Annotated in this window: 22 protein-coding genes; 16 read left to right on the top strand and 6 right to left on the bottom strand. The window is 65.3% G+C overall.

What is annotated here, in order from left to right; genetic code table 11:
• The 3 genes from EEB18_RS12475 to EEB18_RS12465 are packed head-to-tail and all read right to left on the bottom strand — an operon-like array spanning position 1 to position 2,535.
• Positions 1–759, bottom strand: a complete 759-nt coding sequence (locus EEB18_RS12475) for an SDR family NAD(P)-dependent oxidoreductase (protein WP_187139510.1) — start codon at positions 757–759, stop codon at positions 1–3.
• Positions 743–1,771, bottom strand: coding sequence for a ketopantoate reductase family protein (locus EEB18_RS12470; RefSeq protein ID WP_187139511.1), 1,029 nt, complete (start codon positions 1,769–1,771; stop codon positions 743–745). The genes EEB18_RS12475 and EEB18_RS12470 overlap by 17 nt, the downstream gene beginning before the upstream one ends.
• Entirely contained in the window at positions 1,768–2,535 is a 768-nt protein-coding gene (locus tag EEB18_RS12465) for an IclR family transcriptional regulator (protein ID WP_187139512.1), read from the bottom strand. The genes EEB18_RS12470 and EEB18_RS12465 overlap by 4 nt, the downstream gene beginning before the upstream one ends.
• 101 nt (positions 2,536–2,636) lie before the next feature.
• Between EEB18_RS12465 and EEB18_RS12460 the strand changes: the two genes are divergently transcribed.
• Positions 2,637–3,755, top strand: coding sequence for a M20 family metallopeptidase (locus EEB18_RS12460; RefSeq protein WP_187139513.1), 1,119 nt, complete (start codon positions 2,637–2,639; stop codon positions 3,753–3,755).
• Between the two features lie 107 nt (positions 3,756–3,862).
• Here EEB18_RS12460 and EEB18_RS12455 read toward each other — a convergent pair whose 3' ends face one another.
• The gene (locus EEB18_RS12455; protein ID WP_222943096.1) at positions 3,863–5,662 is read right to left on the bottom strand and encodes an amidohydrolase family protein; all 1,800 of its coding nucleotides are present in this window, start codon (positions 5,660–5,662) and stop codon (positions 3,863–3,865) included.
• Between the two features lie 203 nt (positions 5,663–5,865).
• Between EEB18_RS12455 and EEB18_RS12450 the strand changes: the two genes are divergently transcribed.
• From EEB18_RS12450 to EEB18_RS12430, 5 genes are all read left to right on the top strand, one after another.
• Positions 5,866–7,152 (top strand): dicarboxylate/amino acid:cation symporter, encoded by a 1,287-nt coding sequence (locus EEB18_RS12450; RefSeq protein ID WP_187139514.1) that lies wholly within the window; start codon positions 5,866–5,868, stop codon positions 7,150–7,152.
• 2 nt (positions 7,153–7,154) lie between these two features.
• Positions 7,155–7,619 (top strand): RidA family protein, encoded by a 465-nt coding sequence (locus EEB18_RS12445; protein WP_187139515.1) that lies wholly within the window; start codon positions 7,155–7,157, stop codon positions 7,617–7,619.
• 199 nt (positions 7,620–7,818) lie between these two features.
• Complete coding sequence (locus EEB18_RS12440) at positions 7,819–10,905, top strand: TonB-dependent receptor domain-containing protein (protein ID WP_187139516.1); 3,087 nt, start codon at positions 7,819–7,821, stop codon at positions 10,903–10,905.
• Positions 10,906–10,987: 82 nt separating this feature from the next.
• On the top strand, positions 10,988–12,451 hold the full coding sequence (locus tag EEB18_RS12435) for an amidohydrolase (RefSeq protein WP_262407920.1): 1,464 nt from the start codon (positions 10,988–10,990) through the stop codon (positions 12,449–12,451).
• Positions 12,452–12,569: 118 nt separating this feature from the next.
• Positions 12,570–13,700, top strand: a complete 1,131-nt coding sequence (locus EEB18_RS12430; protein WP_222943095.1) for an amidohydrolase family protein — start codon at positions 12,570–12,572, stop codon at positions 13,698–13,700.
• A gap of 28 nt (positions 13,701–13,728) precedes the next feature.
• On the opposite strand, the gene EEB18_RS12425 is transcribed toward EEB18_RS12430, so the two are convergent.
• Entirely contained in the window at positions 13,729–14,208 is a 480-nt protein-coding gene (locus EEB18_RS12425; protein WP_187139518.1) for an Lrp/AsnC family transcriptional regulator, read from the bottom strand.
• On the bottom strand, positions 14,205–15,533 hold the full coding sequence (locus tag EEB18_RS12420) for a dicarboxylate/amino acid:cation symporter (RefSeq protein ID WP_187139519.1): 1,329 nt from the start codon (positions 15,531–15,533) through the stop codon (positions 14,205–14,207). The genes EEB18_RS12425 and EEB18_RS12420 overlap by 4 nt, the downstream gene beginning before the upstream one ends.
• 316 nt (positions 15,534–15,849) lie before the next feature.
• Here EEB18_RS12420 and EEB18_RS12415 point away from each other — a divergent pair, with 316 nt between their 5' ends.
• The 10 genes from EEB18_RS12415 (at position 15,850) to hutC (ending at position 26,114) form a co-directional block, all read left to right on the top strand.
• Positions 15,850–16,545, top strand: coding sequence for an RNA polymerase sigma factor (locus tag EEB18_RS12415; protein WP_187139520.1), 696 nt, complete (start codon positions 15,850–15,852; stop codon positions 16,543–16,545).
• A gap of 14 nt (positions 16,546–16,559) precedes the next feature.
• Positions 16,560–17,765 (top strand): cystathionine beta-lyase, encoded by a 1,206-nt coding sequence (metC, locus tag EEB18_RS12410; RefSeq protein WP_187139521.1) that lies wholly within the window; start codon positions 16,560–16,562, stop codon positions 17,763–17,765.
• Positions 17,766–17,841: 76 nt separating this feature from the next.
• On the top strand, positions 17,842–20,316 hold the full coding sequence (locus EEB18_RS12405; protein ID WP_187139522.1) for a TonB-dependent receptor plug domain-containing protein: 2,475 nt from the start codon (positions 17,842–17,844) through the stop codon (positions 20,314–20,316).
• Positions 20,317–20,343: 27 nt separating this feature from the next.
• The gene (locus EEB18_RS12400; protein WP_187139523.1) at positions 20,344–21,834 is read left to right on the top strand and encodes a CRTAC1 family protein; all 1,491 of its coding nucleotides are present in this window, start codon (positions 20,344–20,346) and stop codon (positions 21,832–21,834) included.
• A 204-nt stretch (positions 21,835–22,038) separates the two neighbouring features.
• Positions 22,039–22,368 (top strand): ArsR/SmtB family transcription factor, encoded by a 330-nt coding sequence (locus EEB18_RS12395; RefSeq protein WP_187139524.1) that lies wholly within the window; start codon positions 22,039–22,041, stop codon positions 22,366–22,368.
• A 95-nt stretch (positions 22,369–22,463) separates the two neighbouring features.
• A complete protein-coding gene (locus EEB18_RS12390; protein WP_187139525.1) occupies positions 22,464–22,985 on the top strand; it encodes an arsenate reductase ArsC in 522 nt (173 codons plus the stop codon).
• Positions 22,982–23,413, top strand: a complete 432-nt coding sequence (gene arsC, locus EEB18_RS12385) for an arsenate reductase (glutaredoxin) (RefSeq protein WP_187139526.1) — start codon at positions 22,982–22,984, stop codon at positions 23,411–23,413. Before EEB18_RS12390 ends, arsC begins: the two co-directional genes overlap by 4 nt.
• A 10-nt stretch (positions 23,414–23,423) precedes the next feature.
• The gene (gene arsB / locus EEB18_RS12380; RefSeq protein ID WP_187139527.1) at positions 23,424–24,491 is read left to right on the top strand and encodes an ACR3 family arsenite efflux transporter; all 1,068 of its coding nucleotides are present in this window, start codon (positions 23,424–23,426) and stop codon (positions 24,489–24,491) included.
• A gap of 2 nt (positions 24,492–24,493) precedes the next feature.
• Positions 24,494–25,258: an arsenical resistance protein ArsH gene (arsH, locus tag EEB18_RS12375; protein ID WP_187139528.1), complete on the top strand. Its 765-nt coding sequence runs from the start codon at positions 24,494–24,496 to the stop codon at positions 25,256–25,258.
• 10 nt (positions 25,259–25,268) lie between these two features.
• Complete coding sequence (gene hutC / locus EEB18_RS12370; protein ID WP_262407919.1) at positions 25,269–26,114, top strand: histidine utilization repressor; 846 nt, start codon at positions 25,269–25,271, stop codon at positions 26,112–26,114.

The following is a 26,114-nucleotide window of genomic DNA, read 5'->3' as shown; positions in this document are numbered from 1 at the left end:
TCACCGAATACCGCCGTCGATGCTCAATATCTGTCCGGTCACGAACCCAGCCCAGTCCGAGGCGAGGAACAGCGCCGCGCGCGCGATGTCCTCCGCGCTGCCAAGCCGTCGCATCGCGATGCCGCCGAGAATATCCGCCTGGCGTTCGGGGCCATAGGCCTCCCACTGGCGGCGCGTGGCCTCGCCGGTGAGCACGAGGCCCGGTGCGATGGCATTGACCCGGATGCCCTGCGGTCCGAGTTCGTACGCGAGCTGCCGCGTCAGCCCGAGAAGCGCGTGCTTCGCGGCGCAATAGGCCTGGATGCCGGTGAGCGATGCACGCAGCGACGCGCCCGAGCAAATGTTGACGATCGCGCCCGATCGCGCCGCTGCCATATGCCGGATGGCGGCACGCGACAGCGCCATCGCCGCGTTGAGATTGATGTCGAGGACAATATCCCAGTCGGCGTCGGACAGCGTCTCGAAGGGCTGGTGCTGCTGGCCGGCAACGCCGCCGGCATTGTTCACGAGGATATCGACGCCGCCCGCCTCGTCGGCGACTGCCTCGATCCAGCCTGCCGCTGCCGCGCGGTCGCGAAGATCGACCGCCGCGCAGCCGATACCCATGGCGACGAGCGCCTCAAAACCTGTGGGATCGAGGTCGCATCCATACACCCGCGCGCCCTGCTCACGAAACGCCTCGGCGATCGCGACGCCGAAGGCCGAGCCGACGCCGCTAACGGCGACGGTGCGGCCCACAAGATCAGGCAGCGAGGGCATCGGCGAGCTCCGCGAGATGGACGTCGTCCTGGACCGCCGCGCCGCCCTCGATCCGGTGGATGAGCGCGATCAGCGCCGACAATGCGGGCGTCGGGATACCGCGCGCGGCCGCGATGTCCGCGACCATGCCGAGCTGTGCATCAACTTCGGTCTTGCGGCGGTGAACCGCGAGATCGCGCCACACGCCTGAATGCGGCTTGGCGCCGCGACGATAGAAATCGGCGATGGCGCGAATGCTCGCAGCGCTCTCGGCAGCGCGCGATCGCGGTCCGAACGCAGCTGGGTCGAACCCGTTGAAGCCGGCGGGCTCGACGCCTTCGGCGCGCGCGGTCCGGATCGCCTCACCGGCAAGGGCGCGCCAGAGCGGCAGCAGTTCAGGTCGGTCGAGCGTCGCGGCGATGCCCGCGGTCGCGGTCGCCTCGGCGAAGAGCAGCGCGGCATAGGCGAGCTTGCCCCAGATGAAGGCCCAGATGTCGGGTGTCGCGACCACATCGGGTTCGAAGTCTCCGAGCAGCCGAAAGAGCTCACCGAGGCGCACGGTCGTTGTCCCGTCCCATTCGCCGAGCGCTACCGCGCCGCGGTTGCCGAGCATGATCCTTCCGTCGCCGATCCGGTCGGCCCCGAAATTGACGAAGCCGACGACGACGCGGTCGCGCCCGAGCACATCGGCGGCGATGCACGCCGCCAGCCCATTCTGCAAAGTGAGCACGCAGCCGCTGTCGGCGAGGTGCGGGGCAATCATCGCGGCGGCGGCGGCGGTGTGGTGCGCCTTCACGCAGAGCATGACCTTGTCCCATCGCCCTGCGAGCTCGCCGGGCAGCCAGGCGCGGACCGGGCCCGCCCGCGAGCGAACGGGACCTTCGATGACGAGACCGCGATCAGAGTCGCGAAGCGCCGCGACATGATCCTCGTCCATGTCCACGAAGTCGACACTATGGCCCGCGTCGACGAGCGCGGCGCCAACCGCGCCGCCGACCGCGCCCGCGCCGCAGACAAGGACGCGCCCGCTCATGCGGCGCCGCGATTGTCGAGGCGGGCCGCGATGGCCGAAGCCGCGGCGCGCAGCGCGTCTGCTATCGTCTCTTCCTTGCCGACGAAGCGCGGCGAGATGCAGCCCGCGTTGACCGCACCGACGACGCGGCCATCGGCAAGCCGGATCGGCACCGCCGCGCCCGTCCCGCCAAGCGCATATTCCTCGGCAACGACCGAAATGCCCTCGCGCGCGGCCTCGTCGATCCGTGCCTCAATTGCGGCGCGGTCGGTCAAGCTGTGCGGGGTGACCCGCACCGGATCGACACGGTCGAGGAAGGGTGCCCGGGCCTCGCGCGGCATCTGCGCAAGGAGGACGCGGCCGATCGCGGTGCAATAGGCCGGCAGCTCCTGGCCAAGGTCGATGTCGTAGCGGATATTTTCGTGCGTCACCGCCTTGGCAAGCAGGCGCACCATGCCCTTGTCGGTGAGCGTGGCCAGGATCGCGGTCTCGCCGATCGTGTCGGCGAGCTCGCGCAGCACCGGCTCGGCGACCGCGACGAGTCGCGCCGCCTGCCCGCCCCAGCCGAAACCGCCACTGCGAAAATTCTCGTTGAGCCGGTAGCGCTCGCCCTCGCCGCGCACCGCATAGCCGCGTCCGGCGAGCGTGCGCAGCAGCATCAAGGTGCTGCTCTTGGGCGCGCCGAGCCGCTCGCAAGCCTCGGCGAGCGAAAGCCCGTCCTCGGCGCCAGCGAGCAATTCTAGAAGATCGAGCACACGCGACGCCGAGCGAACGCTATCGTTCATATATGTGAACCTGATTTGTCATGTTGAACGAGATGACAGCAACGCCTATGAGTCGTCAAGCCCTTCGGCCGGGCATCGACTCAGCAACAAGAAGGCCCATCATGACATCAGACGAACAGGCGGTCGCGACGCTCAGCCAATGGCTCGCGCTCGAAAGCCCCACCCACGACTCCACCGCGATCAACGCGATGCAGGACATGATTCTCGAGGAAGTCGCCAACGAGCCGATCAGAATCGAACGTATCCCGGGCCGCGACGGACTTGGCGATTGCGCCGTGCTTCACGCCGGTGCGGACAGTGACCGGCCCGGGATCCTCGTCATTACCCATGTCGACACCGTCCACCCGGTCGGCACGCTCGCGGGCGCGCTCCCGGTGCGCCTTGACGGCGACCGGCTCTACGGACCTGGCGTCTATGACATGAAAGGCGGCATCTATCTGGCGCTGGTGGCGTTTCGCAACGCCGCGCGCCTCGGCGCCGCGATCGGACGGCCGATCCGCTTTCTCCTCTCGCCCGACGAGGAGATCGGCAGCCCGACCACGCGCGCGCTCGTCGAGGACCTCGGCCGCCGGTCGAGCCATGTGCTCGTGATGGAACCCGCCCGGCCCGGCGGCGCGGCGGTCACCGCGCGCAAGGGCGTCGGCTGGTTCGACGTCGAAGTCGAAGGCCGCCCCGCGCACGCGGGATCGCGCCACCAGGACGGACGCAGCGCGATCCGCGAGGCCGCGCGCCAGATTCTGAAGGTCGAGGATATGACCGACTATGACCGCGGCACCACCGCAACAGTGAGCAAGGTCAGCGGCGGCACGGCGATCAACGTCGTGCCGCATCAGTGCCGCTTCGCGGTCGATGTGCGGATCACCAACGCCGCCGAGGGCGAGCGGATGGAACGCGCGATCCTCGGGCTTGAGCCGGTCGGTCCCGATGTCGCGCTCAAGATCGGCGGCGGGATCAACCGGCCCGCCTATGAACGCAGCGATGGCGTCGGCAAGCTCTTCGAGACGGCGCGGGCCGAAGCCGCGGCGCTGGGCTTCGAGCTCGCCGAAGTCCCGATGGTCGGCGGCGGCTCCGACGGCAATTTCACCGCCGCGCTCGGCATTCCGACGCTTGATGGCCTTGGCGTCGATGGCGACGGCGCGCATACGCTCGACGAATATTGCCTGATCTCGTCGATCGAGCCCCGGCGCCGGCTCGTCGAGCGCCTGCTCCAGACGCTCTGACCGAAAAACCCGCACCGGCACCGCGGCGGACCGCGATGCCGGTGCGGTGCCAGTGCGGCGCGCCGCCGACGGGAGAGCTAGCCAAAACCGAAGCGGCGAGCGCCGCGTCAGTAGAAGCCGAGATTGTCGATTTCGCCCCAGGCGCTCGCTCCGGCATCGCGCTGGACGACGACCCCGACCTGGACGAGATCGTCGCCGCGCCAGGACGGCGCATCGCCGCGGCCGGGCTTGGTCGCCACGAGCGCGGTAAACGGCACGCGCAGCTCGGACCAGCCTTCCTTCGCGTCGATCGGCGCGGTGAACTCGCCGGCGAGCGTGTTGACGACAAGGAGATAGCGGCCGGCGCCGCGCATTTCGAGCCGGACGCCCGCAAATTTGCGGGCATCGACCGGGCGCACCGAACCGCGGCTCAAGGGCACGAGAACGCCGCCCTCGGGCTTGTCCTTGAGCGACATCTGGACTGCGAAGGCGAGCGCCGAGCCGTCGCCGCCCGCATGGGTGACGCGGTTGGAAACCACCGACGAGCGCTCGACGCCACCATCCATGTCGGTGAGGCGGAGCGTGTCGAGTGAGCTGCGCCCATCGGCGCGCTCGAAATCGTCGATCAGAGCCGCGGCGGGCACAGCAGGCAGCGTGGTGGCAAGGTTGCCCGCGGGCAGTTTGACGCCGCCGCCATGGACGAGCTTGCCATCGACATAGACCCGGTCGATCTTCTCGACGTCGCCGATCGTCTCCCAGGGCTTGCCGTCGATCAGGACGAGATCGGCGCGCTTGCCCTTCTCGATCGTGCCGCGGTCACCTTCGAGTCCAAGTGCGAGCGCGCTGTTCGACGTGCCCGCGAGCAGCGCGGCCTTCGGCGTCAGTCCGGCCGCGACAAGCAGCTCCATTTCCTGGAGCGTCGAGATGCCGTGCTTTGCGCTGCCGATGCCGGCGTCGGTCCCGACCGCGATCGTGACACCTGCGGCGTGGAGATTGCGGACATTCTCCTCGGCATAGCCATATTTGCGGATGCGCAGGCGCGTCGCGTCATCGTCCTTGCGTCCGGGACCCATTTCGTCAGGCTTCAGCTGGTAGATGGCGAGCGTCGGGGCATAGAAGGTGCCTGCCTTCTTGATCCGGGCGATCGCGTCGGCGTCGAGCACCCCGTCCTGGATGCTGTGCGCGATCACGTCGATGCCGGCCACGGCCGCGAGCTTGCCGCGCTCGACGGTCACCGTGTGGGTGAGGACGCGCTGGCCATGCTTGTGCGCCTCGTCGGCGAGCGCGGCGAGCGTCTCGACATTCATCGAGGTTTCCTCAGGCAGCTGACCGTAGCGCCAGCCATCGGCGAACGCCTTGATATAGTCGGGGCGGTAGGGTTGCAGCGCCTGCACCTCGCGGCGCGCGCTCTCGGCGGTCGCGACCCATTTGGTGGTGTTGGTGTCGCCCCAGTCGGCCCCGTGCCCGCCCGGCGTGCTCATGCGCGCGACGAAATTGACGTGCGGCGCATAAATGTCGGCGAGCCAGGCGCGGCGCGGCGCAAAGGCTTCGGGCTGCTGATGGAAGTCGTTCACCGTCGTCACGCCGCTCGCAAGATAGGCATTCGCGATCTGCGGCAGCGTGCCGGGCGAGCCCGATGGCGACCAGTGGGTGTGAACGTCGATGAAGCCCGGCAGCAGCGCCTTGCCGTCAGCGCGGACGACCTTGGCACCCCTCGGAACCTTGACGTCGGGGCCAACGGCCTCGATCCGGCCATCGCGCAGGACGACGGTGCCGCGATAGGGATCCTTGCCCGTCGCATCGAAGATTGTCGCGCCGGTGACAGCGACAACCTCGCCGCCGGGCTCGGCAAGCACCGACTGGCTCGCCCAGCCAAGACCGGCGGCGATCGCCGTCCCCGCTACGAGCATCTTCCGAAAACTGGCCACGCGCGTCTCCTCGATTGTCTGAATGTCACCCTGCTCTGCATTGACGCAGTGGCAGCCCATATCCCCACCATGTGGTTCGGTCCGCGCCCGCCATGTCGCAACAAAATGAGCTTGTCGACCGCGTTGCCGCTGCGGAACCTCGCCGCGCGTGCGTCTCTGCTTCCTGTACGCCCCGCCCGGGGCGAAGCCGGAACGGGACAGACATGAACAGAGTTTTCGCCTTCATCCTCATCTTTGCCATGGTCGCCGGCATCGCGGCGGGCTGGTTTGTCAATTCGCATTACCCGGCCGCTCGGGCGGCCGAAATCGCCGAAAATCTCTCGATCCTCACCGACCTCTTCCTGCGCCTGATCAAGATGATCATCGCACCGCTTGTCTTCGCGACGCTCGTCGCGGGGATCGCGCACATGGAAGACGCCGCCGCGATCGGCCGGGTCGGCGCGAAAACGATGGGCTGGTTTATCGGCGCCTCGATCGTCTCGCTCTCGATCGGGCTCGTCATGGTTCATCTGCTCCAGCCAGGCTCGAGCCTCGCGCTCGACCTGCCGACAGGCGATGCTGCGGGGGTCGTCGCGACGGGCGATTTCTCGCTCAAGCAGTTCGTGACCCACCTCATTCCGCAGTCGATCGTCCAGGCGATGGCCGAAAACGAGATCCTGCAGATCGTCGTCTTCTCGGTGCTCGTCGGCTCGGCGGTGGCGGCGATCGACGACAGGGCGCCCGCCGTGCTCGCGCTCGTCGAGCAGGTCGCCGCGATCATGCTCAAGGTGACGGGCTTCGTGATGAAGACCGCGCCGGTCGCGATCTTCGCCGCTCTCGCTTCGACCGTCGCTACACAGGGTCCCGGCGTACTCGTCACCTATGCCGGTTTCGTCAGCGGCTTTTACCTGTCGCTTGGCGTCCTCTGGCTTGTCCTCTTCCTCGCTACGCTCACGATCATCGGACCGCGCGCGCTAAGCCTCTTCCGCGGCATTCGCACGCCCGTCCTCCTCGCCTTTTCGACCGCGAGCTCGGAGGCCGCCTATCCGAAGACGATGGAGGAGCTCGAGAAGCAGGGGGTCAACCGCCGCATCGTCTCTTTCGTGCTGCCGCTCGGCTACAGCTTCAACCTCGACGGGTCGATGATGTATTGCACCTTCGCGGTGCTCTTCATCGCGCAGGCCTATGGCATCGACATGACCATCGGCCAGCAGATCACGATGCTGCTTCTGCTCATGATCACGTCGAAGGGCATGGCGGGCGTCCCGCGCGCCTCGCTCGTGGTGATCTCGGCGACACTCGCCTATTTCAAGCTGCCCGAAGCCGGGCTGCTCCTGATCCTCGCGGTCGACCATCTGCTCGACATGGGCCGCTCGGCGACCAACGTCGTCGGCAATTCGGTCGCCGCCGCGGTCATCGACCGCTGGGAAGGCCGGCGCATGGCGCGCGAAGCCGCTGCCGGTGACCCGGCCCCCGCCGAACAACACCCCTCTCTCGCTACCAAGGAGTAATCATGTCCAAGATCGAATCCCGCCTTTCCAGCCTCGGCATCGAGCTGCCCGACGTCTGCCCCCCCGTCGCCAACTATGTCTCATCGACCCGCTCGGGAAATATCGTGCAGATCTCGGGCCAGCTGTCGACCCATGCCAATGGCGGGATCAAGGGCACGGTCGGCGACAACTGCAGCCTTGCAGACGGCATCATCGCTGCGCGGCTCTGCGCGATCAACCTCATCGCCCAGTTCAAGGCGGCGGCTGGCGGCGACCTCGATCGCGTCGCACGCGTCCTGAGGCTCGGCGGCTATGTCCAGGCCGGCTCCGAGTTCTACGACATACCGACCGTTATGAACGGCTGCTCGGACCTCATCGTCGATGTGTTCGGCGAGGCGGGCAAGCATGCGCGCTCGGCGATCGGCGTTTACCGCCTGCCGTTCAACTTTGCGGTCGAGGTCGACGCCGTCATTGAGATTGTCGATTAAAACAATAGACAATCTTGCTTCGGCTGCTAAGGGCTCTCCCCGAAGAAAATTGCCGTCCAAAGCAACCGGTTGAAACTATCTGCCACAAATCGGTGGGGAATTCGACCGGCGTTGCGTCAACGCAGGATGAGATGGGCGCTTAACGATCCATCCGCCTGCATGGAGGACGACTTCGGGTCGACAATAAGGGGACAGTTGCATGCTTTCGATTCACACGCCGCTCCGCCGGGCCTTGCTCCTGGCATCATCGACATTGTGCCTCGCGATGGCGGGCACCGCCTTCGCCCAGGAGACCGCCGACGGCAGCGAGGAAGCGCAGGCGCCTGACTCGGCCGCCTCCGATATCGTCGTCACCGGGAGCCGCATCGCCGGCTCGAAAATCACCGAGGCGCTGCCTGTCACCGTCGTCGGCGAAGAGCAGATCGCGGCAACCGCTGCGGTATCGGGCGACGAGCTCTTCCGCTCGATTCCGCAGATGGGCGATGTGTCCTTCAACAGCAGCAACGGCCAGACGAGCAGCAACTTTGCCCGCGGCGACATCGGCTCGGTCGACCTGCGCGGCCTCGGGGTCGGCAACACGCTCGTCCTTCTCAACGGCCGCCGCGTGGTCCAACACCCCGGCAGCCAGGCGAGCGCATCGCTCGCGCCCGTCATTACCTACAACACCAACGCCATTCCGGTTTACGGCATCCAGCGCGTCGAAGTGCTGCGCGACGGCGCCGCGGCGATTTACGGCACCGACGCCGTCGCGGGCGTCGTCAACACCGTGCTGCGCGACAATATCAACGGCGGCAGCCTGTCGCTTCAATATGGCGGCGGCGAAGGTACGGGGCTGCGCGAGTTCAACGCCTCGGGCTATCTCGGCAAGGATCTCGCAGAGAACCGCGGCAATATCTCGATCCTGTTCAACTATACGCGGCGTACCGCGCTGACCTCGCAGGATCAGGATTTCACCGCTACCGCCGACCACCGCGACTTCCCCGGATTCGCAGACACGGTCTTCGCCGGTAACAACGCGCTCGACGACCGCAGCACGCTATCGCCCTGGGGCGATTTCACGACGGGCGTGAGAGTCCGCCGCGCGGGCACGAACATCACGACCAATGCCGGGGTCTTCTCGCTCCAGCCAACCGCTAACGGCGGCTGCTCGGCGACGCTCGCGGGCGATATCTGCATCGACGATGGCACCCGCGCGACGACGGCCGCCGACCGCAACACGCGCTGGGACGCGCAGGCCAATTATCCGATCTCGATCTCGCCGCGGCTCAACCGCATCAACCTGTTCGCGGCGGGTCATTACGACCTCAGCGACACGGTGACGCTCTTCGGCGAGGCAGGCTTCTACCAGGGCAAGACGCGCAGCATCCAGGACAGCGTCTTCACCATCGGTTCGATCCGGATGTCGATCCCGTCCTCCAACTACTGGAACCCGTTCGGCCCGGTCGCCTTCGCCAATGGCGCGGTCAATCCGAACCGCCTCGCGGGCATCGATGCCCCCGCCGCCGGACTGCCCGTAACGATGACCAACTACCGCTTCACCGACATGGGGCCGACCGTGGTCGACGTCACCAACCGCCAGTTCCGCGCGGTGCTTGGCCTGCGCGGCGAAGCGCTGGGCTTCAACTGGGAGACCGCGGGCGTCTATTCGGAAGCGACGGTGCGCGACGTGCAGGACGGGATCAGCGCGACGCTGCTCCAGCAGAATCTCGCGCTCTCGACCCCCGACGCTTATAACCCCTTCAATGGCGGCAATCCCGCCGATCCCACCGGCATCGACACAAGCCCGAGCAACCAGGCGGCGCTCGACGCGATCCGCATCAAGAGCACGCGCCGCGGCAAGGCGACGCTCGCGATGTGGGACTTCAAGGCGTCGAAGGCCGACCTGTTCGCGCTGCCCGCAGGCAATGTCGGGATGGCGATCGGCGGCGAAGTGCGGCGCGATTCGCAGCTCGACGACCGCGACGAGCGCGTCGACGGCACAATCAAATGGACCGATACAGTCACCGGCGTCGTCCAGGACAGCGACCTGTTCGGCGTCAGCCCGACCCCCGACACCAAGGGTTCGCGCACGGTCTTCGCCGCCTATGCCGAGCTCGCGGTGCCCCTCATCGCCCCCGAAATGAACATTCCGCTGGTACGCAGCCTCGAACTACAGCTCGCGGGCCGCTACGAACATTATTCGGACTTTGGCAGCATCGCCAAGCCGAAGATCGCCGCCGCCTGGGACCTGTTCGAGGGCTGGCGCGTCCGCGGATCTTGGGCGCAGGGCTTCCGCGCCCCCAATCTCGAGCAGACCAATGCGACGGTCGTGACCCGCGGCAACAGCCGCACCGACTATATCCGCTGCGAGGCGGACCTGCGCGCCGGCCGCATCGCCACCTTTGGCAATTGCGCGCAAAGCTTCGTGACCACCGGCCGCCGTGCGGGCAATCCAGATCTCAAGCCCGAAAGTTCGTCGACCTGGACCGTCGGCACCGTGCTCCAGCCACCGATCTTCAACACCGGGCAGGTCCGCACCACCTTCACCGTCGACTATTGGCAGGTGAAGCAGAAAGGCATCGTCGGCGTCTATGGCGAGGGCAACGCGCTGATCAACGACTATCTCCAGCGCCTGCAAGGCTCGACCGACCCCAATGTCGTCCGCCTTGCGCCGACGGCCGACGACATCGCGCTGTTCGCCGGTACGGGCATCGCGCCGGTCGGACAGGTTCAATATGTCGACGACATCTACCGCAATCTCGAGCCGCAGACGGTGCGCGGCATCGACTTCGGGTTCAACCTGTCGCTGCGCGATACCGGGATCGGCACCTTCGATTTCAGCGCCAACGCGGCCTATCTGCTCAAATATTCGCGCGACGCCTCGCCGGATATCCAGACGCTGCTCGACGCGCGCGCCGCCGGCCTGATCAACATCGACACGATCATTCCCGAGGGTGGCAACCTCGTCCGCCAGGACGGCCTGCCCAAATGGCGCGCCTCGTCGTCGCTGACGTGGAAGGTCGGCCAGTTCACCGCCGGGGGCTTCGTGAGCTACACCGGAAGCGTTCTCGACAATGATATTTCGGTGAACGGCGAGAATCTTCTGCTCAAGGCCTATACGACCGGAAGCCTCTATTTGCAGTATGACCTCAAGGGCGGCTTCACCGACGGGACGCAGCTACGCGTCGGCGTGCGCAACATCACCAATGCCCAGCCGCCGCTCGATTCGAGCGCCTTTGGCTATATGGGCTCGCTCTATTCGCCGAACCCGCGCTACTGGTATGCGAGTGTGAAGAAGAATTTCTGACGCATCCCCTATCGGCCGCCCCGCCCCGCGCGGGGCGGCCGATTACCGTCCTTCCCTGCTTTCCGGACAAGGTGACCCAGGCGTGACATATCTGCCCTCGGACAATAATCCTTCACCGCGCGGGCCCCGCCTTGCGCGGGCCTTCCTTCTCGGCACGGGCCTTGCCCTGCTCGCCGGCTGTTCGGCCGCCGCATCGAGCGCCCGGCCCGCCGACGCGCCGCCGCCGCCCGCCGCCCCGGCAGCCGCAGTGCCCGAGCCCTTCGCCAGCACCTATGCGCCGCGCCCCGCGGCCGACACCGCGATCGTCGGCGCGTCGATCCTCACCGGCACCGGGACACGGATCGACAATGGCACCGTGCTGATGGCAGCGGGCAAGATCGTCGCGGTCGGCGCCGACGTCGCCGTCCCCGCGGGCGCGCGCGTCATCGATGGGCGTGGCAAATGGGTCACGCCCGGGATCATCGACGCCCATTCGCACCTCGGCGTCTTCCCGGCGCCCGGCGTCCAGGGCCACGCCGACGGTAATGAGAATATCGATCCTTATACCGCGCATGTCTGGGCCGAGCATTCGATCTGGCCGCAGGACCCGGTGTTCACCAAGGCGCGCGCCGGCGGCGTCACAAGTCTCCTCATCCTCCCCGGTTCGGCCAATCTCTTCGGCGGTCGCGGCGTCAGCGTGAAAAATGTCCCCGCCGTCACGGTCCAGCAGATGAAGTTCCCCGGCGCGCCCTACACCCTCAAGATGGCATGCGGCGAGAATCCGAAGGGCCGCTACGGCAGTCGCGGACGCGCGCCCGCCACCCGGATGGGCGAAGTCGCCGGCTTCCGCCGCGCGTGGATTGACGCCGCCGAATATGGCCGCAAGGTCGACGTCTATGAAAAGAAGCGCGCCCGCGGCGAGGCGGCCGAGGCGCCCAAGCGGGACCTTGGCCTCGAGACGCTCGCAGGTGTGCTCAAGGGCGACATTCTCGTCCAGAATCATTGCTACCGCGCCGACGAAATGGCGGTGATGCTCGATGTCGGTCACGAATTCGGCTACAAGACGCGCGCCTTCCACCATGCGGTGGAAGCCTATAAGATCGCGGACCTGCTCGTCGCCGACGACGTCTGCGTCGCAACCTGGGCGACGCGCTGGGGCTTCAAGATGGAAGCCTATGACGCGATCGAGGAAAATGCCGCGATCCTGAGCAAGGCGGGCGTCTGCGTCGCGATCCATTCCGACGAGCAGCGGCTGATCCAGCGCCTCAACGTCGAAAGCGCGGTGGCGATCGCCGCCGGACGGCGGGCGGGGATCGATATATCGCAGGAAGAGGCGATCAAGTGGATCACGCTCAACCCGGCGAAGATCATGGGCATTGCCGACCGCACTGGCTCGCTCGAGCCCGGAAAGATGGCCGATGTGGTGTTGTGGAGCAAGAATCCGTTCAGCGTCTATGCGATCGCCGAGAAGGTCTTCATCGACGGCGCGCTCATCCTCGACACGAGCGATCCGGCAACGCGCTACAGAAGCGATTTTGAAATCGGCCAACCGGTCGGGGAGGAATGAGATGCAACGACGGCTCCCAGTTTTCACAGGCCTCGCCCTGGCCCTCGCTGCGGCCGCCCCCACGGCCGCAGCGCAGACTTTCGCCATCACCAACGCCCATATCGTAACCCCCGGTCCGGTGGGCGAAGTCGAGAATGGCACGGTCGTCGTCCGCGACGGGCGAATTGCCGCGGCCGGCTCCGGGGTCGCAGTGCCCACGGGCATGCGCACCATCGACGCACGCGGCGCGATCGTCACGCCCGGTCTCATCGCGGTGAACACCGCGCTCGGGCTGCTCGAGGTGAGCTCGGTCGACGGTTCGGTCGACAACAAGACGCGCAATTCGGGGATCAGCGCCTCGTTCGACGTCCAATATGGACTCAATCCGGCCTCGACGCTGATCCCGATCGCGCGGCTCGGCGGCGTCACGCACGCCGTCGTGATGCCCGACTATGACGACAGCGACAAGGAACGCGAACTGCCCTTCGCGGGCAAGGCGGCGCTGATCTCGCTCGGCGAGGGCGCCAATATCCTGCACCGGCCGGGCGTGGGCATGATGCTCGAACTCGGCGAGGATGGCGCCGCGCGCGTCGGGGGCTCGCGCGCCGCCGAATTCGTGCAGCTTCGCCAGATTTTCGACCTCGCGCGCCAGGCGCCGCGCGACGAATATCCCTTCGAACTCTCGCAGGCCGATGTCGCGGCGCTGAGGCCCGTGCTCGCGGGCACGATGCCGCTGATCATCGTCGTCCACCGCGCCGCCGATATCCAACAGGTGCTGAAGCTCGCGCGCGACTACAGGCTCAAGATCATCCTGAGCGGCGCCGAGGAAGCCTGGCGCGTCGCGGACGAGATTGCCGCGGCAAGGGTCCCCGTTCTCATCAACCCGACGTCGAACATCCCGTCGAACTTCGACATGCTCGGGGCGTCGCTACAGAATGCCTCGATCCTGAAGGCTGCAGGCGTCGAAATCGCGATCGGCGGCAACGACGCCGGTCATCGCGTCCGCGAGATGCGATACAATGCCGGCCTCGCGGTGTCGCGCGGCCTGCCCTACGCCGCCGGCATCGAAGCACTCACGCTCGCGCCCGCGCGCATCTTCGGCGTCGCCGACCAGATGGGCTCGATTGCGGCAGGCAAGGCCGCCGACATCGTGATCTGGGACGGCGATCCGCTCGAACCGCTCACCCAGCCAACCGCGATCTTCATCGCCGGCAAAGAACAACCGATGACGTCGCGCGCCACCGAGCTCGGCAAGCGCTACACGCGCTAACGGCCCGCGCCGCGCCCGTCTTGCTGGATCAGGACGGGCGCGCCGTGAGCGGCAGCGCGGTGGTGAACTTGATTTCTTCCATGGAAAAGGCCGAGCTCACGTCGGTGAGCCGGATCGAACGGATGATGCGCCGGTAGACCGCATCATAAGCAGCCATATTCTCGACGCGCAGCTTGAGAAGATAGTCGACGTCGCCGGTCATACGGTAGAATTCGACAACTTCGGGAATGTCGCGGATCGCCGAATTCAGCGTGTCGAGCCATGCTTCGCTATGCTCGGACGCACGCAGGCTCACGAAAACGGTGAGATCGAGGCCGAGCGCGCTCGCGTCGAGGATCGTAACGCGCCGTGCGATCACCCCGCTTTCCTCGAGCCGCTTGATCCGCCGCCAGCAGGCATTCTGCGACATGTTCGCTTTGGCGGCGACCGCTGCGATCGAAAGTGTCGCATCCTCCTGGAGTATACCCAGTATCCGGACATCGGCATCGTCGAGCGAAACGCGGGTCATGGCTTTTCTCCTTCTAAATCCGGGACACCGGCGGCACCCGTCGCAAAAACGGGCCGCGGGGGGCCCTCCCCCTCGCCTTTCGCTAACTCGCCGTCCCGGGCAGGCCCCATGCGGGCGATCGCCGTCGTCGCGGCAACATCCATCGTCACATTACCGACTGTCCGCACGAGGTCGGGGATCATCTCGACCGCGATGAGCAGGGCGAGCGGCTCGATCGGGATGCCCATCGCAACGCAGATTGGCGCGATGGAGGTCAGGAAGCTGACCTGTCCGGGCAGGCTAACCGAACCGATCGTCGTGATCGCCGCGACGGCCGCGCCCGCCGCGATCGCCGATGGCGCGAGCGAAATGCCGAGCCAATGTGCGACGTAGATGGCAACCGCGAGGTTCATCGCCGGACTCGTCACCCGGAAGATCGCGACGGCGACGGGCAGCGAGACGCGCGCGATCGACCGCTCGACGCCGAGCTCGGCCGACGCTTTCAGCATCGGCGGCAGCGAGGCGAGCGAAGACTGGGTGCTGAGCGCCACCGCCTGTGCGGGCGCGACTGCCTTTGCGAAGGCGAGAAGACGAACGCGACCGCCGAAGACGGCCACCGGATAAGCGAGCGCCCAGGCAGCGAGACCCGCGCTCGATACGATCACGACATAATGGGCCAGCGCGCCGATCGCCGAGGTGCCGGCACGCGCGCCGACGCCAAAAGCCAGCGCGAGGACGCCGACCGGCGCGAGCGCAAGCACCCAGCCGACGATGAGCAACACCGCGCTAGCGATCGTATCGAAGAAGGCCGTCACCGGCTCGCGTTGGGCGGCCGGCAACCGGGCCAGCGCGACCGCGAAGATCGCGGTAAAAAGAATGAGCGGAAGCAGCGCGTCATTCGCCGCTGCCGCGACCGGATTGGTGGGGACGATCGAGCGCAGGAACGCCGCGATCCCCACCGTCGGTGCGTCAACCGGGGCAGTGCTCGAGAGGCTCGCCGCGAGCGACCGGGCCGCGTCGGCGGGCATCGGAAAGGCGTCAAGCAGTGCGGGCACGAGAACGGCCGCCATGGCGGTCGAAATCCACAGGAGGGCGATAAATATGACGACCGAGCGCATCGCCACGCGATCGCCGCGCGCGCTGTTGACCGTCTTCGCGATCCCGGTGATGAGGAGCGACACGACAAGGGGCACGATCGTCATCCTGAGCCCGTCGAGCCAGATCCCGCCGACGCTGTCGGCTATGGCCATGGCGTCGGCAAGCCCGCCGAGCCCGAGCCGCGTCCACCCCACACCCAGCGCCAGCCCGGCGACCAGCGCCGACAATATGAGCCAGGTTCTCGCCATGCGACCACTCCTCCTGCCTCCTCGACGCGGGAAGCCCCTTGGCTTTGACGCGGTGCAAACCGAATACCCCATCGCCCAAAGAGCAAAACTGCGAGGAAGTTTCGCGCCCCAGCCGCCATTGTTGCAAATTCAAGGCGAATCCGGGACAGTTGATTCGACCGAACCAGCGTCGTTCATGCGGGAGTTAGATTATTTGATCGGATAAATCACCATTTTGTGGTTTATACATCCCAAGATTTGCCGATTTGCCGTCAAAGTCGGTGATGAATTCACCCCAGCTCTCATGTCATAAAATGTCGCCATAAGGGGACGCACGATGACATTCAGCGCCTATGGGGCAGATTATGAGAATGAAAACGTCGCGACGGACGATGTCTGGCAGGCATTTGATTTCGTCTCCCCGCCAGCGGAGAGACCGCCGGTCGACACCGCTGCACCTACAACAGCCACCGACGCTCGCCCCAACTTCGTAGAAGCCTTCTGGCCGCATCTCCCCCTGCTCAAAAAATACCTCCGCCGCCGCGTTCCCGCCTCCGACCTCGACGACGTCCTACAGGATGTTCTGCTCAGCATCATCCGCCGCGCCGACGCCGCCGCGGTCGCGCACCCCAAATGCTATCTCTTCCAGGCCGCGCAGGCCGCCCTCATCGATCGCCATCGCCGCCGGACGACGCGACGCATCGACTGCCACTGCCAGCTCGACGAACCCGACCATCCCGTCGATGATATGTCGCCGCTGCGTATTCTCCTGGCGAAGGACGATGTTCGCGCGGTCGAGGACATGCTCAGCCAGCTTCCCGAACGCACCCAGGAGATCCTTGTCGCGATCCGCGTCGAGGGGTCGAGCCTCAAGACCCTCGCGACCCGCTATAACATTTCGACCAGCGCGATCGAAAAGCATGTGACCAAGGCCGCCAAGGCTCTCTCGGTCGTCCGCCGCAGCGACCTCGTCGCGGCGAACCGCAACGGCATGTCGCCGCAGCGGCAGAAACTCCTCTCCAATTCCATCTGAGAAAGAAAAGATACATGACGCTTTGCAGCACGGTTCACGAGCAGACGCGGCTGATCCACGGCGACAGTCCGTGCGACGCGCTCCAGCGGACGCCGGGCCCAGTCATCCAGCGCGGATCGACCGTGCTCCTGCCAAGCTGCGAAGCGCTCTACGATGGCGGCAAGGTGACCTATGGTCGTGTCGGCCTCTCGACCCAGCGGACATTGCGCGATGCGCTTCGCGACCTCGAAAGTGCCGACGAGGCATTCATCTATCCCTCGGGCCTCACCGCGATCACCGGCACCTTGCTCGCGTTGCTGTCCGCGGGCGACGAAGTGCTGGCGTGCGACACCGTGTATAATCCGACCCGGCGCTTCCTCGCCGGTACGCTCGCGCGGTACGGCGTCACCGCGCGCTATTTCGATCCCGCCGACAGTGCCGAGACGATCCGCGCGATGATCACGCCCGCAACTCGCGTGATATTCCTCGAATCGCCGGGTTCGCTGACGTTCGAGATGCAGGACATTCCCGCCATCGCCGCGATGGCGAGGGAGGCCGGGATCATGACGGTGATCGACAACACCTGGTCGGCGGGCGTTTTGTTCAAGCCGCTCGACCATGGCGTCGATGTCAGCATCCAGTCGCTCACCAAATATGTCTGCGGCCATTCGGACGTGTTCATGGGGCTCGCCGCGGCCAAGGGGCCCGCCGCCGATCTGCTTGCGGCGTCGAGCTATGAGACCGGCTGGGCGGTGTCGCCCGACGATGCCTATATGGCGATCCGCGGCCTGCGCACGCTCCATACACGCCTCGCCCATCATGGCGCCGCGGCGCTCCAGGTCGCCCAATGGCTCGAGCACCAACCCGAAGTTCACTCGGTCATGTGCCCGGCGCTGCCGAGCGATCCCGGCCACGCGGTCTGGAAGCGCGACTTCACCGGCATATGCGGCCTGATCGGCGCGGTTCTCCACCCCGCATCCGAATTGGCGGTCGCAGCGATGGTCGAGCGGCTCGAACTTTTCGGCCTCGGCTTCAGCTGGGGCGGGTACGAGAGCCTCGCCATTCCGGTCGACCCGCAGCTCAAGGCCCGGACTCACAAGCTCAACTATCCCGGGCCCTTGCTAAGATTGCACATCGGGCTCGAAAGGGTGGATGACCTCATCGCAGATTTGCGGCAAGGGCTCGACACCCTTTCGCAGGACACCGCCGCGCCGCAGCGCAAGTTGAGGGCCGCAGGATAAGCGCCGAAACCGGCGAAAAACGAAAAAACAGCAGGTTCAATCGGGGGAACATTTTACCGTGTTTAGGAGCAAGACCATGAAAACATATACGAGACTGCTGGTGGGGGCGTCCTGTGTCGCCGCCGCCATGTCCATGCCCGCTTTCGCGCAGGATACCGCCGCCGACGACGCTGGCGAAACGGCGTCCCAGTCCGAGATCATCGTCACCGGCACCCGCGGCCCAGGCCGCACCGTGATTTCGAGTCCGACCCCGATCGACGTGATCGGCGGCGAAGACCTCGAGAAGCTCGGCGGCGGTATGCAGCTGCGCGATGCGCTAACCCAGCTCGTGCCGTCCTTCCAGTCTACGACGGTCGGCAGCTCGTCGTTCAACAGCCTGACACGCCCCGCCGGGCTGCGCGGCCTCTCGGGCGTTCATGTGCTCGTGCTCGTAAACGGCAAGCGCCGCCACAACAGCTCGATCATCGACTTCAACTCGGGCGCGACGTCGCAAGGCGGCAACCCGGTCGATCTCGATCTCATCCCGTCGAGCGCTATCGAGCGCATCGAAGTGCTGCGCGACGGCGCTTCGGCGCAATATGGTTCAGACGCGATCGCGGGCGTGATCAACGTCATCCTGAAGACCAACGATTCGGGCGGCAAGGCGTCGATCGAGGCCGGCCAGCGCTATGGTCGCGATGGCAGCGGCAGCGACGGCGAGACGATCTCGGGCAGCGTCTCGCACGGCTTTGCGATCGGCGACGGCGGCTCGTTCACCCTCTCGGTCGAAGGCAAGAAGGCGAAGGCGGCCGTCCGCAACACCGACGTCACGGGCGCGCTCTACTTCCCGCTGCCCGGCGGCGCGGCCGATCCGCGCGAACTCACCGCCAACCGCCGCACCTATCTCGGCGGCCTCCCCGACGTGAAGGACGTCAAGGTCGCGCAGACGCTCGTGCTGCCGCTCGGTAATGTCACATTTTATTCAGACGGAACGTTCGGTTATCGCGACGCGAGCGTCGGCCAGGCCGGCCGCCGACCGAACAGCAACCAGAATATCATAGAGATCTATCCTGACGGTTTCTCACCCTTCTACACGCTGAAGGAAACCGACTTCCAGTTCACCGGCGGCCTGCGCGGCGAAACTGCGGGCTGGAACATCGATCTCAGCAGCACCTACGGGCGCAACTATGCCGAGAATGGCGCAGACAATACGCTCAACGCCTCTATCGGCCCGTCGAGCCCGACCGAATTCAAGACCTTCAGTTCGGCGTTCGACCAGTGGACGAACAATCTCGACCTCACCCGGCGGGTCGAATTCGGCGGCGACACGGCGCTGCAGGTCTCGCTTGGTGCGGAATACCGCTACGAATCCTACGTGACCAAGCCGCTCGACGTGGACAGCTACCGCAACGGCGGATATTTCTATCCGACCGGACCGCTCGCCGGGCGCCCGGCCCAGGTCGGCGCGCAGGGCGCGATCGTAGTAACCCCCGAAGATGCGGCCAATATCAATCGCAACATCTGGGCGGGCTATGTCGATCTCGCGCTCGACGTCAGCCCGCGCTTCCTCGTCACCGCGGCAGGGCGCTTTGAGCATTTCGACGACAGTTCGGGCAGCGTCTTTAGCGGCAAGGTGAGCGCGCGCTATGAATTGACCGACTGGCTCGCGCTTCGCGGCGCGTTCAGCAACGGCTTCCGAGCGCCCTCGCTCGCGCAGCAGGACTTCGCGCAGACCTCGACGTCGATCAACCTCGTCGGCGGAGTCTATATCCCGGTCCTTACCAAGATCGTGAAGACGAACTCGGCGGTGGCGCAGGCGCTCGGGGCGCAGCCGCTCAAACCCGAAAAGTCGAAGAACTTCAGCCTCGGCTTCACGCTGACGCCGGCGGCGGGTCTCTCGCTCTCGGTCGATGCCTATCAGATCGATCTCGACGACCGCATCACCCTCACCGGCCTGTTGTCGGGAACGGGTATCCGGAATATCCTGATCGCCAACGGCTTTTCGGGCGACCAGTCGGTGCGCTTCTTCACCAACGCCGTCGACACCCGCACGCGGGGCGTCGATGTCGTCGGCACCTATGCGTTCGACGTCGGCAGCGCCGGACGCCTGCGCACGAGCGTCGGGTTCAACTATAATGATACCGACATCAAGAAGATCGCCGCCAACCCGAGCCAACTCGCGGGCCTCGGCCTGACCCTGTTCGACCGGCGTACCCAGGGCTGGTTCACCTCGACCCCCAAGACCAAGCTCATCCTCGGCGCCAACTTCGAGTCCGGGCCTTTCACCATCAACGTGAAGGAAACCCGCTACGACAAGTTCAAGTCGCTCGACAATCTCGTCGGTGGCCTTCCCGTCAACGACCAGAGCTTCGGCGCCAAGTGGATCACCGATCTCGAAGTGTCCTATGGCGTGACCGAGAAGTTGCGGGTCGCAGCGGGCGCCTATAACATCTTCGACGTCTATCCCGACCGCACGACCATCGCCAACACCATCGGGCTCGCGCCCTATGGCGCCGGACCGTTCGGGCAATATGGCGGCTACTATTATGGCCGGATCTCGCTCGATTTCTGACCTGAACCAACCACTGGAGTCCGCATCATGCGCGATGAACTGATGCGGATCCTGTCCTGGGCCGTCCTGTCGACCGGCATTGCCGGCGGCGGGGCGGCCGGGACGACCGAACCCGCCTTTACGCCGGTGCAGCCGGCGGACTTCAGCGTTCCCGGCTCGCTGTCGAACAGTTGGGCCGATTTCGACCGTGATGGCGATCTCGACCTCGCGGTGTCGATCAAGAGCGGGGAGATTCGACTCTACCGCAATGATCGCGGCAACTTCGCCAACATCGGACCCGCCGTGGGCCTTCCTGTCTCCGGCGCCGAAATGCGCGGGCTGTCATGGGGCGACTATGACGGCGATGGCTGGTTCGATCTCTACGCCGGCGCCACCAAGGCGACCGAAGCCAATCTCCTGTTTCGCAATGAGACTGGCCGCCGCTTCGTCGCCCAGGATCTCGATCCCGTCGCGCCCGGCCGTTCGGCGCGGCAATCAAGCTGGGTCGATTACGACAACGATGGCGACCTCGATCTTTTTGCTTCCGACCGCGCCGGCCCCAATGGTCTGTTCCGCCAGGACGCGGGCCGCTTCGTGCGCGTCGGCGCCGCGCAGGCGGGCGACGACCCGCGGCCAACCGTCGGTGCCTGCTGGCTCGATTACGACCGCGATGGCGATCTCGACCTCTTCCTCGCCAACCAGGCCGGCGCGACCGACGCGCTGTGGCGCAATGATGGCGACCGCTTCGTCGATGTCGCTCCCGCGCTCGGCATGGACCGCCCGGGCCGTCCGACCGAAGACGGCAGCGTCGGCTGCGCGGTCGGTGACTATGACAATGATGGCGAACTCGATCTGTTCGTCACGAGCTACGGCGTCAACATCCTCTACCGCAACAAAGGCGACGGACGCTTCGAGGACGTCGCGCCGCGCCTCGGCCTCGCTGAGGACAATCATGCCGTCGGTGCGGCATGGGGTGATTTCGACAATGACGGCTGGCTCGATCTTTTCGTTACCGCCTACACCGGCAAGTCGGGTCAGCAGCAGCCGGCGAACCGGCTCTACCGAAATCTCGGCGGCGAGGGCTTTGCCAATATCCTGACCCCGGACTCCATGCTCAACGTCGCCGATCACGGTGTCCAGTGGATCGACTATGATCGTGACGGTGCGCTCGATCTGTCGGTGACCCGCGGTTACACCGACACCGGCGGCCACTTCCTGTTCCACAATGATCTCGGCAAGGCGGCGGCTCGCCGCGGCCTCGCCGTCCGCGTCCTCGACAAGGCCGGGCGCTTCACGAGGATGGGCGCAGAAGTGCGGCTCTACGACGCCGCGGGCAAGATTCTCGCGACGCGCCAGGTCTCGACCGGTGGGGGCTATAACGCGCAAGGGACACAGCCGCTTCACTTCGGCCTTGCATCGACCGCGCCCATAACAGTCGAGGTTACGTTCATGAGCGCCGCTGGTCGCAAGACCAGCAGGAACATCGCGATACGTCCACAACATTACGCCGGGACTGAGCTCAAAGTGCGGGAGCGATGATATTGGTGGCGCCAGGTCGGGCGCAGTAGCGGCGATGTCGGCGACATCGGCTTACTCTCAGCCGCCGATTTTTCGGTACGACCGACGGCCCGCCGTCGCTAACGTCATACGCAGCGCCCCGCAGCCGGATGATCGATCGACCATAACCATCGACAATTCTCGATGCAATTTGACGCCATCGAAAGCATCGGATAATACCGATCCATGTTGTCCGATTCTGCCCTGCCCATTCTCGCCGCGTTGGCCCATCCCACTCGGCTTGAGGCCTTTCGGTTGCTGGTTCAGAGCGAACCCGAGGGGCTTTCGACTGGTCAACTCGTCGAAGCGTCAGGGCTGTCTCAAAGCACCTTCTCCACACATCTCGCAGTCTTGGCAAAAGCCGGCTTGGTGAAGTCGGAAAAGCGCGGCCGGCATATTATCCAGCGGGCCGAAATCGATGCGCTTCGGGGCTTGATGCTCTTTCTCGCCAAGGATTGCTGCCAGGGGAGAGCCGAGCTCTGCGAGCCGCTGCTCGCCGAACTAGCGTGCAGTTGAGGCATGCTTTGGCAGCGCACGTCTAACGCCAACAATTATCTGAACGACTTTCAAAACGCGCATTTCGGCGCATTGCAGCGATTAAGGAGATGCCGATGACCGACAAGACTTACAAAGTGCTGTTTCTTTGCACGGGCAACAGCGCACGCTCGATTCTAGCAGAAGCCCTGATGAACCGGCTAGGAGAGGGGCGCTTCCATGCTTACAGCGCGGGGAGCTTTCCCAAGGGAGATGTCCACCCACAGGCGCTGTCGCTTCTCGACGAGCTTGGTTTCGAGACGAAAGATCTGCGCTCGAAGAGCTGGGACGAATTCTCCGGTCCTGGAAGCCCCGCTTTCGACTTCATCTTCACCGTCTGCGACAATGCGGCTGGCGAAACCTGCCCGATCTGGCCGGGCAACCCGATGAGCGCGCATTGGGGCATCGAAGACCCTGCCGCGGTTGACGGTCCCGGTCAGCGTGTAGCATTCGAACATGCGCTGCATTATCTACAGAACCGTATCTCGCTGTTTCTCGCGCTGCCGCACGGCAGCATCGACGAGATGGCGATGGAGCGAAAGCTCAAAGAAATCGGCCGCGCCGCCGGTGCCAGCAACCAGGCGGAGTCGGCGGAATGACCACCGACATCGTCATCTATCATAATCCCGAATGCGGCACGTCGCGCAACACCCTCGCGATGATCCGCAATGCCGGGATCGAACCGCATGTCGTCGAATATCTGAAGACGCCGCCCGCAAGGGCGCTGCTCGAACAGCTGATCGACCGGGTCGGTATCACGCCGCGTTCCCTTCTTCGCGAGAAGGGAACGCCGTTCGCCGAACTGGGCTTGGACAATCCGGCACTGAGCGATGTCGAACTCGTCGATGCCATGATGGCGCACCCCGTGCTCATCAACCGGCCGCTCGTCGTGTCGCCGCTCGGCGTCAAGCTCTGCCGCCCCTCCGAAGTCGTGCTCGACCTCCTTCCGGCGGCCCAGCTCGGCGCCTTCGCCAAGGAAGACGGCGAACAGGTCGTCGACGCCGACGGCAACCTTATCCAGCGCTGAGAGGATCGCCATGTCAGCCCCCGCCAAGCGCGAACGCCTGTCGTTCCTTGATCGCTACCTCACCCTTTGGATCTTCCTCGCCATGGCGTTGGGTGTCCTGCTTGGATCGACGTTCGCAGGCCTGCCCGCCGCGATCGACGCGATGTCGGTCGGATCGACCAATATTCCGATCGCCATTGGTCTTATTCTGATGATGTATCCGCCGCTGGCGCGCGTGCGTTATGACGAGCTGCCGCGTGTGTTCGAGGACAAGCGCGTGCTTGCGATCTCGCTGGTGCAGAACTGGATCATCGGTCCGGTGCTGATGTTTGGGCTCGCAGTCCTCTTTCTCTCGGACAAGCCCGAATATATGACCGGGCTGATCCTGATCGGTCTCGCGCGCTGCATCGCGATGGTGATCGTCTGGAACCAGCTCGCCAAGGGCGACAATCAATATGTTGCGGCGCTCGTCGCCTTCAACTCGATCTTCCAGATCCTTTTCTTCAGCGTCTATGCCTGGTTCTTCCTGACCATCCTGCCGCCGCTGTTCGGGCTCGAAGGCAGCGTGATCGACGTCAGCTTCTGGACGATCGCCGAGGCGGTCCTCATCTATCTCGGCATCCCGTTCCTTGCGGGCTATCTCACGCGCAAGACGCTGGCGCGCGCCAAGGGGAATGAGTGGTACGAGACGCGCTTCCTGCCGAAAATCGCACCGATCACGCTCATGGCCCTGCTGTTCACGATCGTCGCGATGTTCAGTCTCAAGGGCAATGAGATCGTCACGATCCCCGGCGATGTCGTGCGGATCGCGATCCCGCTGACCATCTATTTCGTCGTGCAGTTTCTCATCAGCTTCTGGATGGGCAAGCTCATCGCGGCCGATTATCCGCGCACGACCGCGGTCGCCTTCACCGCTGCGGGCAATAATTTCGAGCTGGCGATCGCGGTTGCGATCGCCGCCTTCGGGCTCGCGTCGCCGGTGGCTTTCGCCGCGGTCATCGGACCGCTGGTCGAGGTCCCCGTCCTTATCCTGCTCGTCAGCGTCGCCTTCTGGCTCGGCCGCCGCTGGTTTCCCGCGAGCACGCCCGCACAGGAATAACCATGATACCCGCTGTCTCCACACGCCTCCGCACGCTCGCCGATCCCGATCACCTTCCGGCGCTCAGCGCAGAATATATCCGGTCGCAGCCCGCGCTCGGCCTCGGCCCACTCGATCCCGCGCCGCGCATCCTCCTGCTCTACGGGAGCCTGCGCGAACGCTCCTATTCGCGGCTCGTCGTCGAGGAGACCGCGCGCCTGCTCCAGCTGTTCGGCTGCGAGACGCGCATCTTCGATCCGTCGGACCTGCCGCTGCCCGACCTGATCGCCGACGACGATCATCCGGCGGTCGAGGAGCTCAGGCAGCATTCGCTCTGGTCCGAAGGCCAGGTCTGGTGCAGCCCCGAGCGGCACGGGCAGATCACCGGCATCATGAAGGCACAGGTCGATCACCTCCCGCTCGCCTATAAGGGGCTTCGCCCAACGCAGGGCCGCACGCTCGCGGTGATGCAAGTGTCGGCGGGATCGCAATCGTTCAATAGTGTCAACACGCTGCGCATCCTCGGCCGCTGGATGCGGATGATCACCATTCCCAACCAGTCGAGCGTCGCCAAGGCCTATGCCGAGTTCGACGAGGCGGGCCGCATGCTGCCGTCGAGCTATTATGACCGGATTGTCGATGTCGCCGAGGAGCTGGTGCGCTTCACCGTGCTCACGCGCGGCCATGCCGATCAGCTCGTCGACCGCTATTCGGAGCGCAAGGAGCACATGGAGCCTGTCGTGACTCCCGCCGAATTGGCGCAGTTGCCCGGGACCAAAGCAGATTAGACATTTGTCATTGGGATGGTTGGATTCTGTTTGCCCGAAGCTGTATAGACGGGTGATGAATTCCAATTTGCGCTCGCCGGCTGGCGGATCAAAATCTGCAAATGGCTTGACGCCCTCAGGCCATGGCAGCTCCGATAGTAACAACGGCCCAGCGCCCCCGCTCTATGCCGCGATCAAGCAGAGCATTTGCGACGCCGTTCGCGATGGTCATTTGAAACCCGGCGACCGCGTGCCGTCCGAATCCGAGCTCGTCGAGCAATTCGACGTATCGCGGATGACCGCGAACCGGGCGCTCCGTGAACTTCAGGCCGCGGGTGTGGTTGTTCGCCGGGCCGGTAGCGGCTCATTCATCGCCGAACCGAAACCGATCGGCCAGATGATCGAGATCCGCAATATTGCCGAAGAAATCCGGGAACGCGGCCATGTGTATCGGGCGCGCGTCGTCCAGAATGACGAGATTCGGGCCAATGCCGAAATGGCGGCGCTTCTCGAGGTTCCGGTCGGAACAAAGCTGTTCCATTCGATCATAGTGCATCACGAGGCCGAATTCCCGATCCAGCTCGAGGAGCGCTTCGTGCTCGCGTCGGCGGCTCCCGATTATGGCAGTATGGACTTCACGCAGACGACGCCGAACGAATATCTGACGCGCACCGCGCCGCTCGAACGCGTCGAGCACCGCGTCCGGGCCGAGATGCCCGATGCGCAGACCCACAGCATGCTTGGGCTGTCGGACGGCGAACCGGTGCTTCGCATGACCCGCCGCACCTGGAGCCATTCGCGTCTCGTTAGCCACGCGTGGCTAACGCATCCGGGATCGCGCTTCGAGCTGTCGGCCGCCTTCTCGATCGACGACTGA

The organism is Sphingopyxis sp. OPL5, assembly GCF_003797775.2.
Classification (GTDB): domain Bacteria; phylum Pseudomonadota; class Alphaproteobacteria; order Sphingomonadales; family Sphingomonadaceae; genus Sphingopyxis.
The sequence above is the reverse complement of the archived record's forward strand: the minus strand, read 5'-3'. Positions and strand labels throughout refer to the sequence as shown.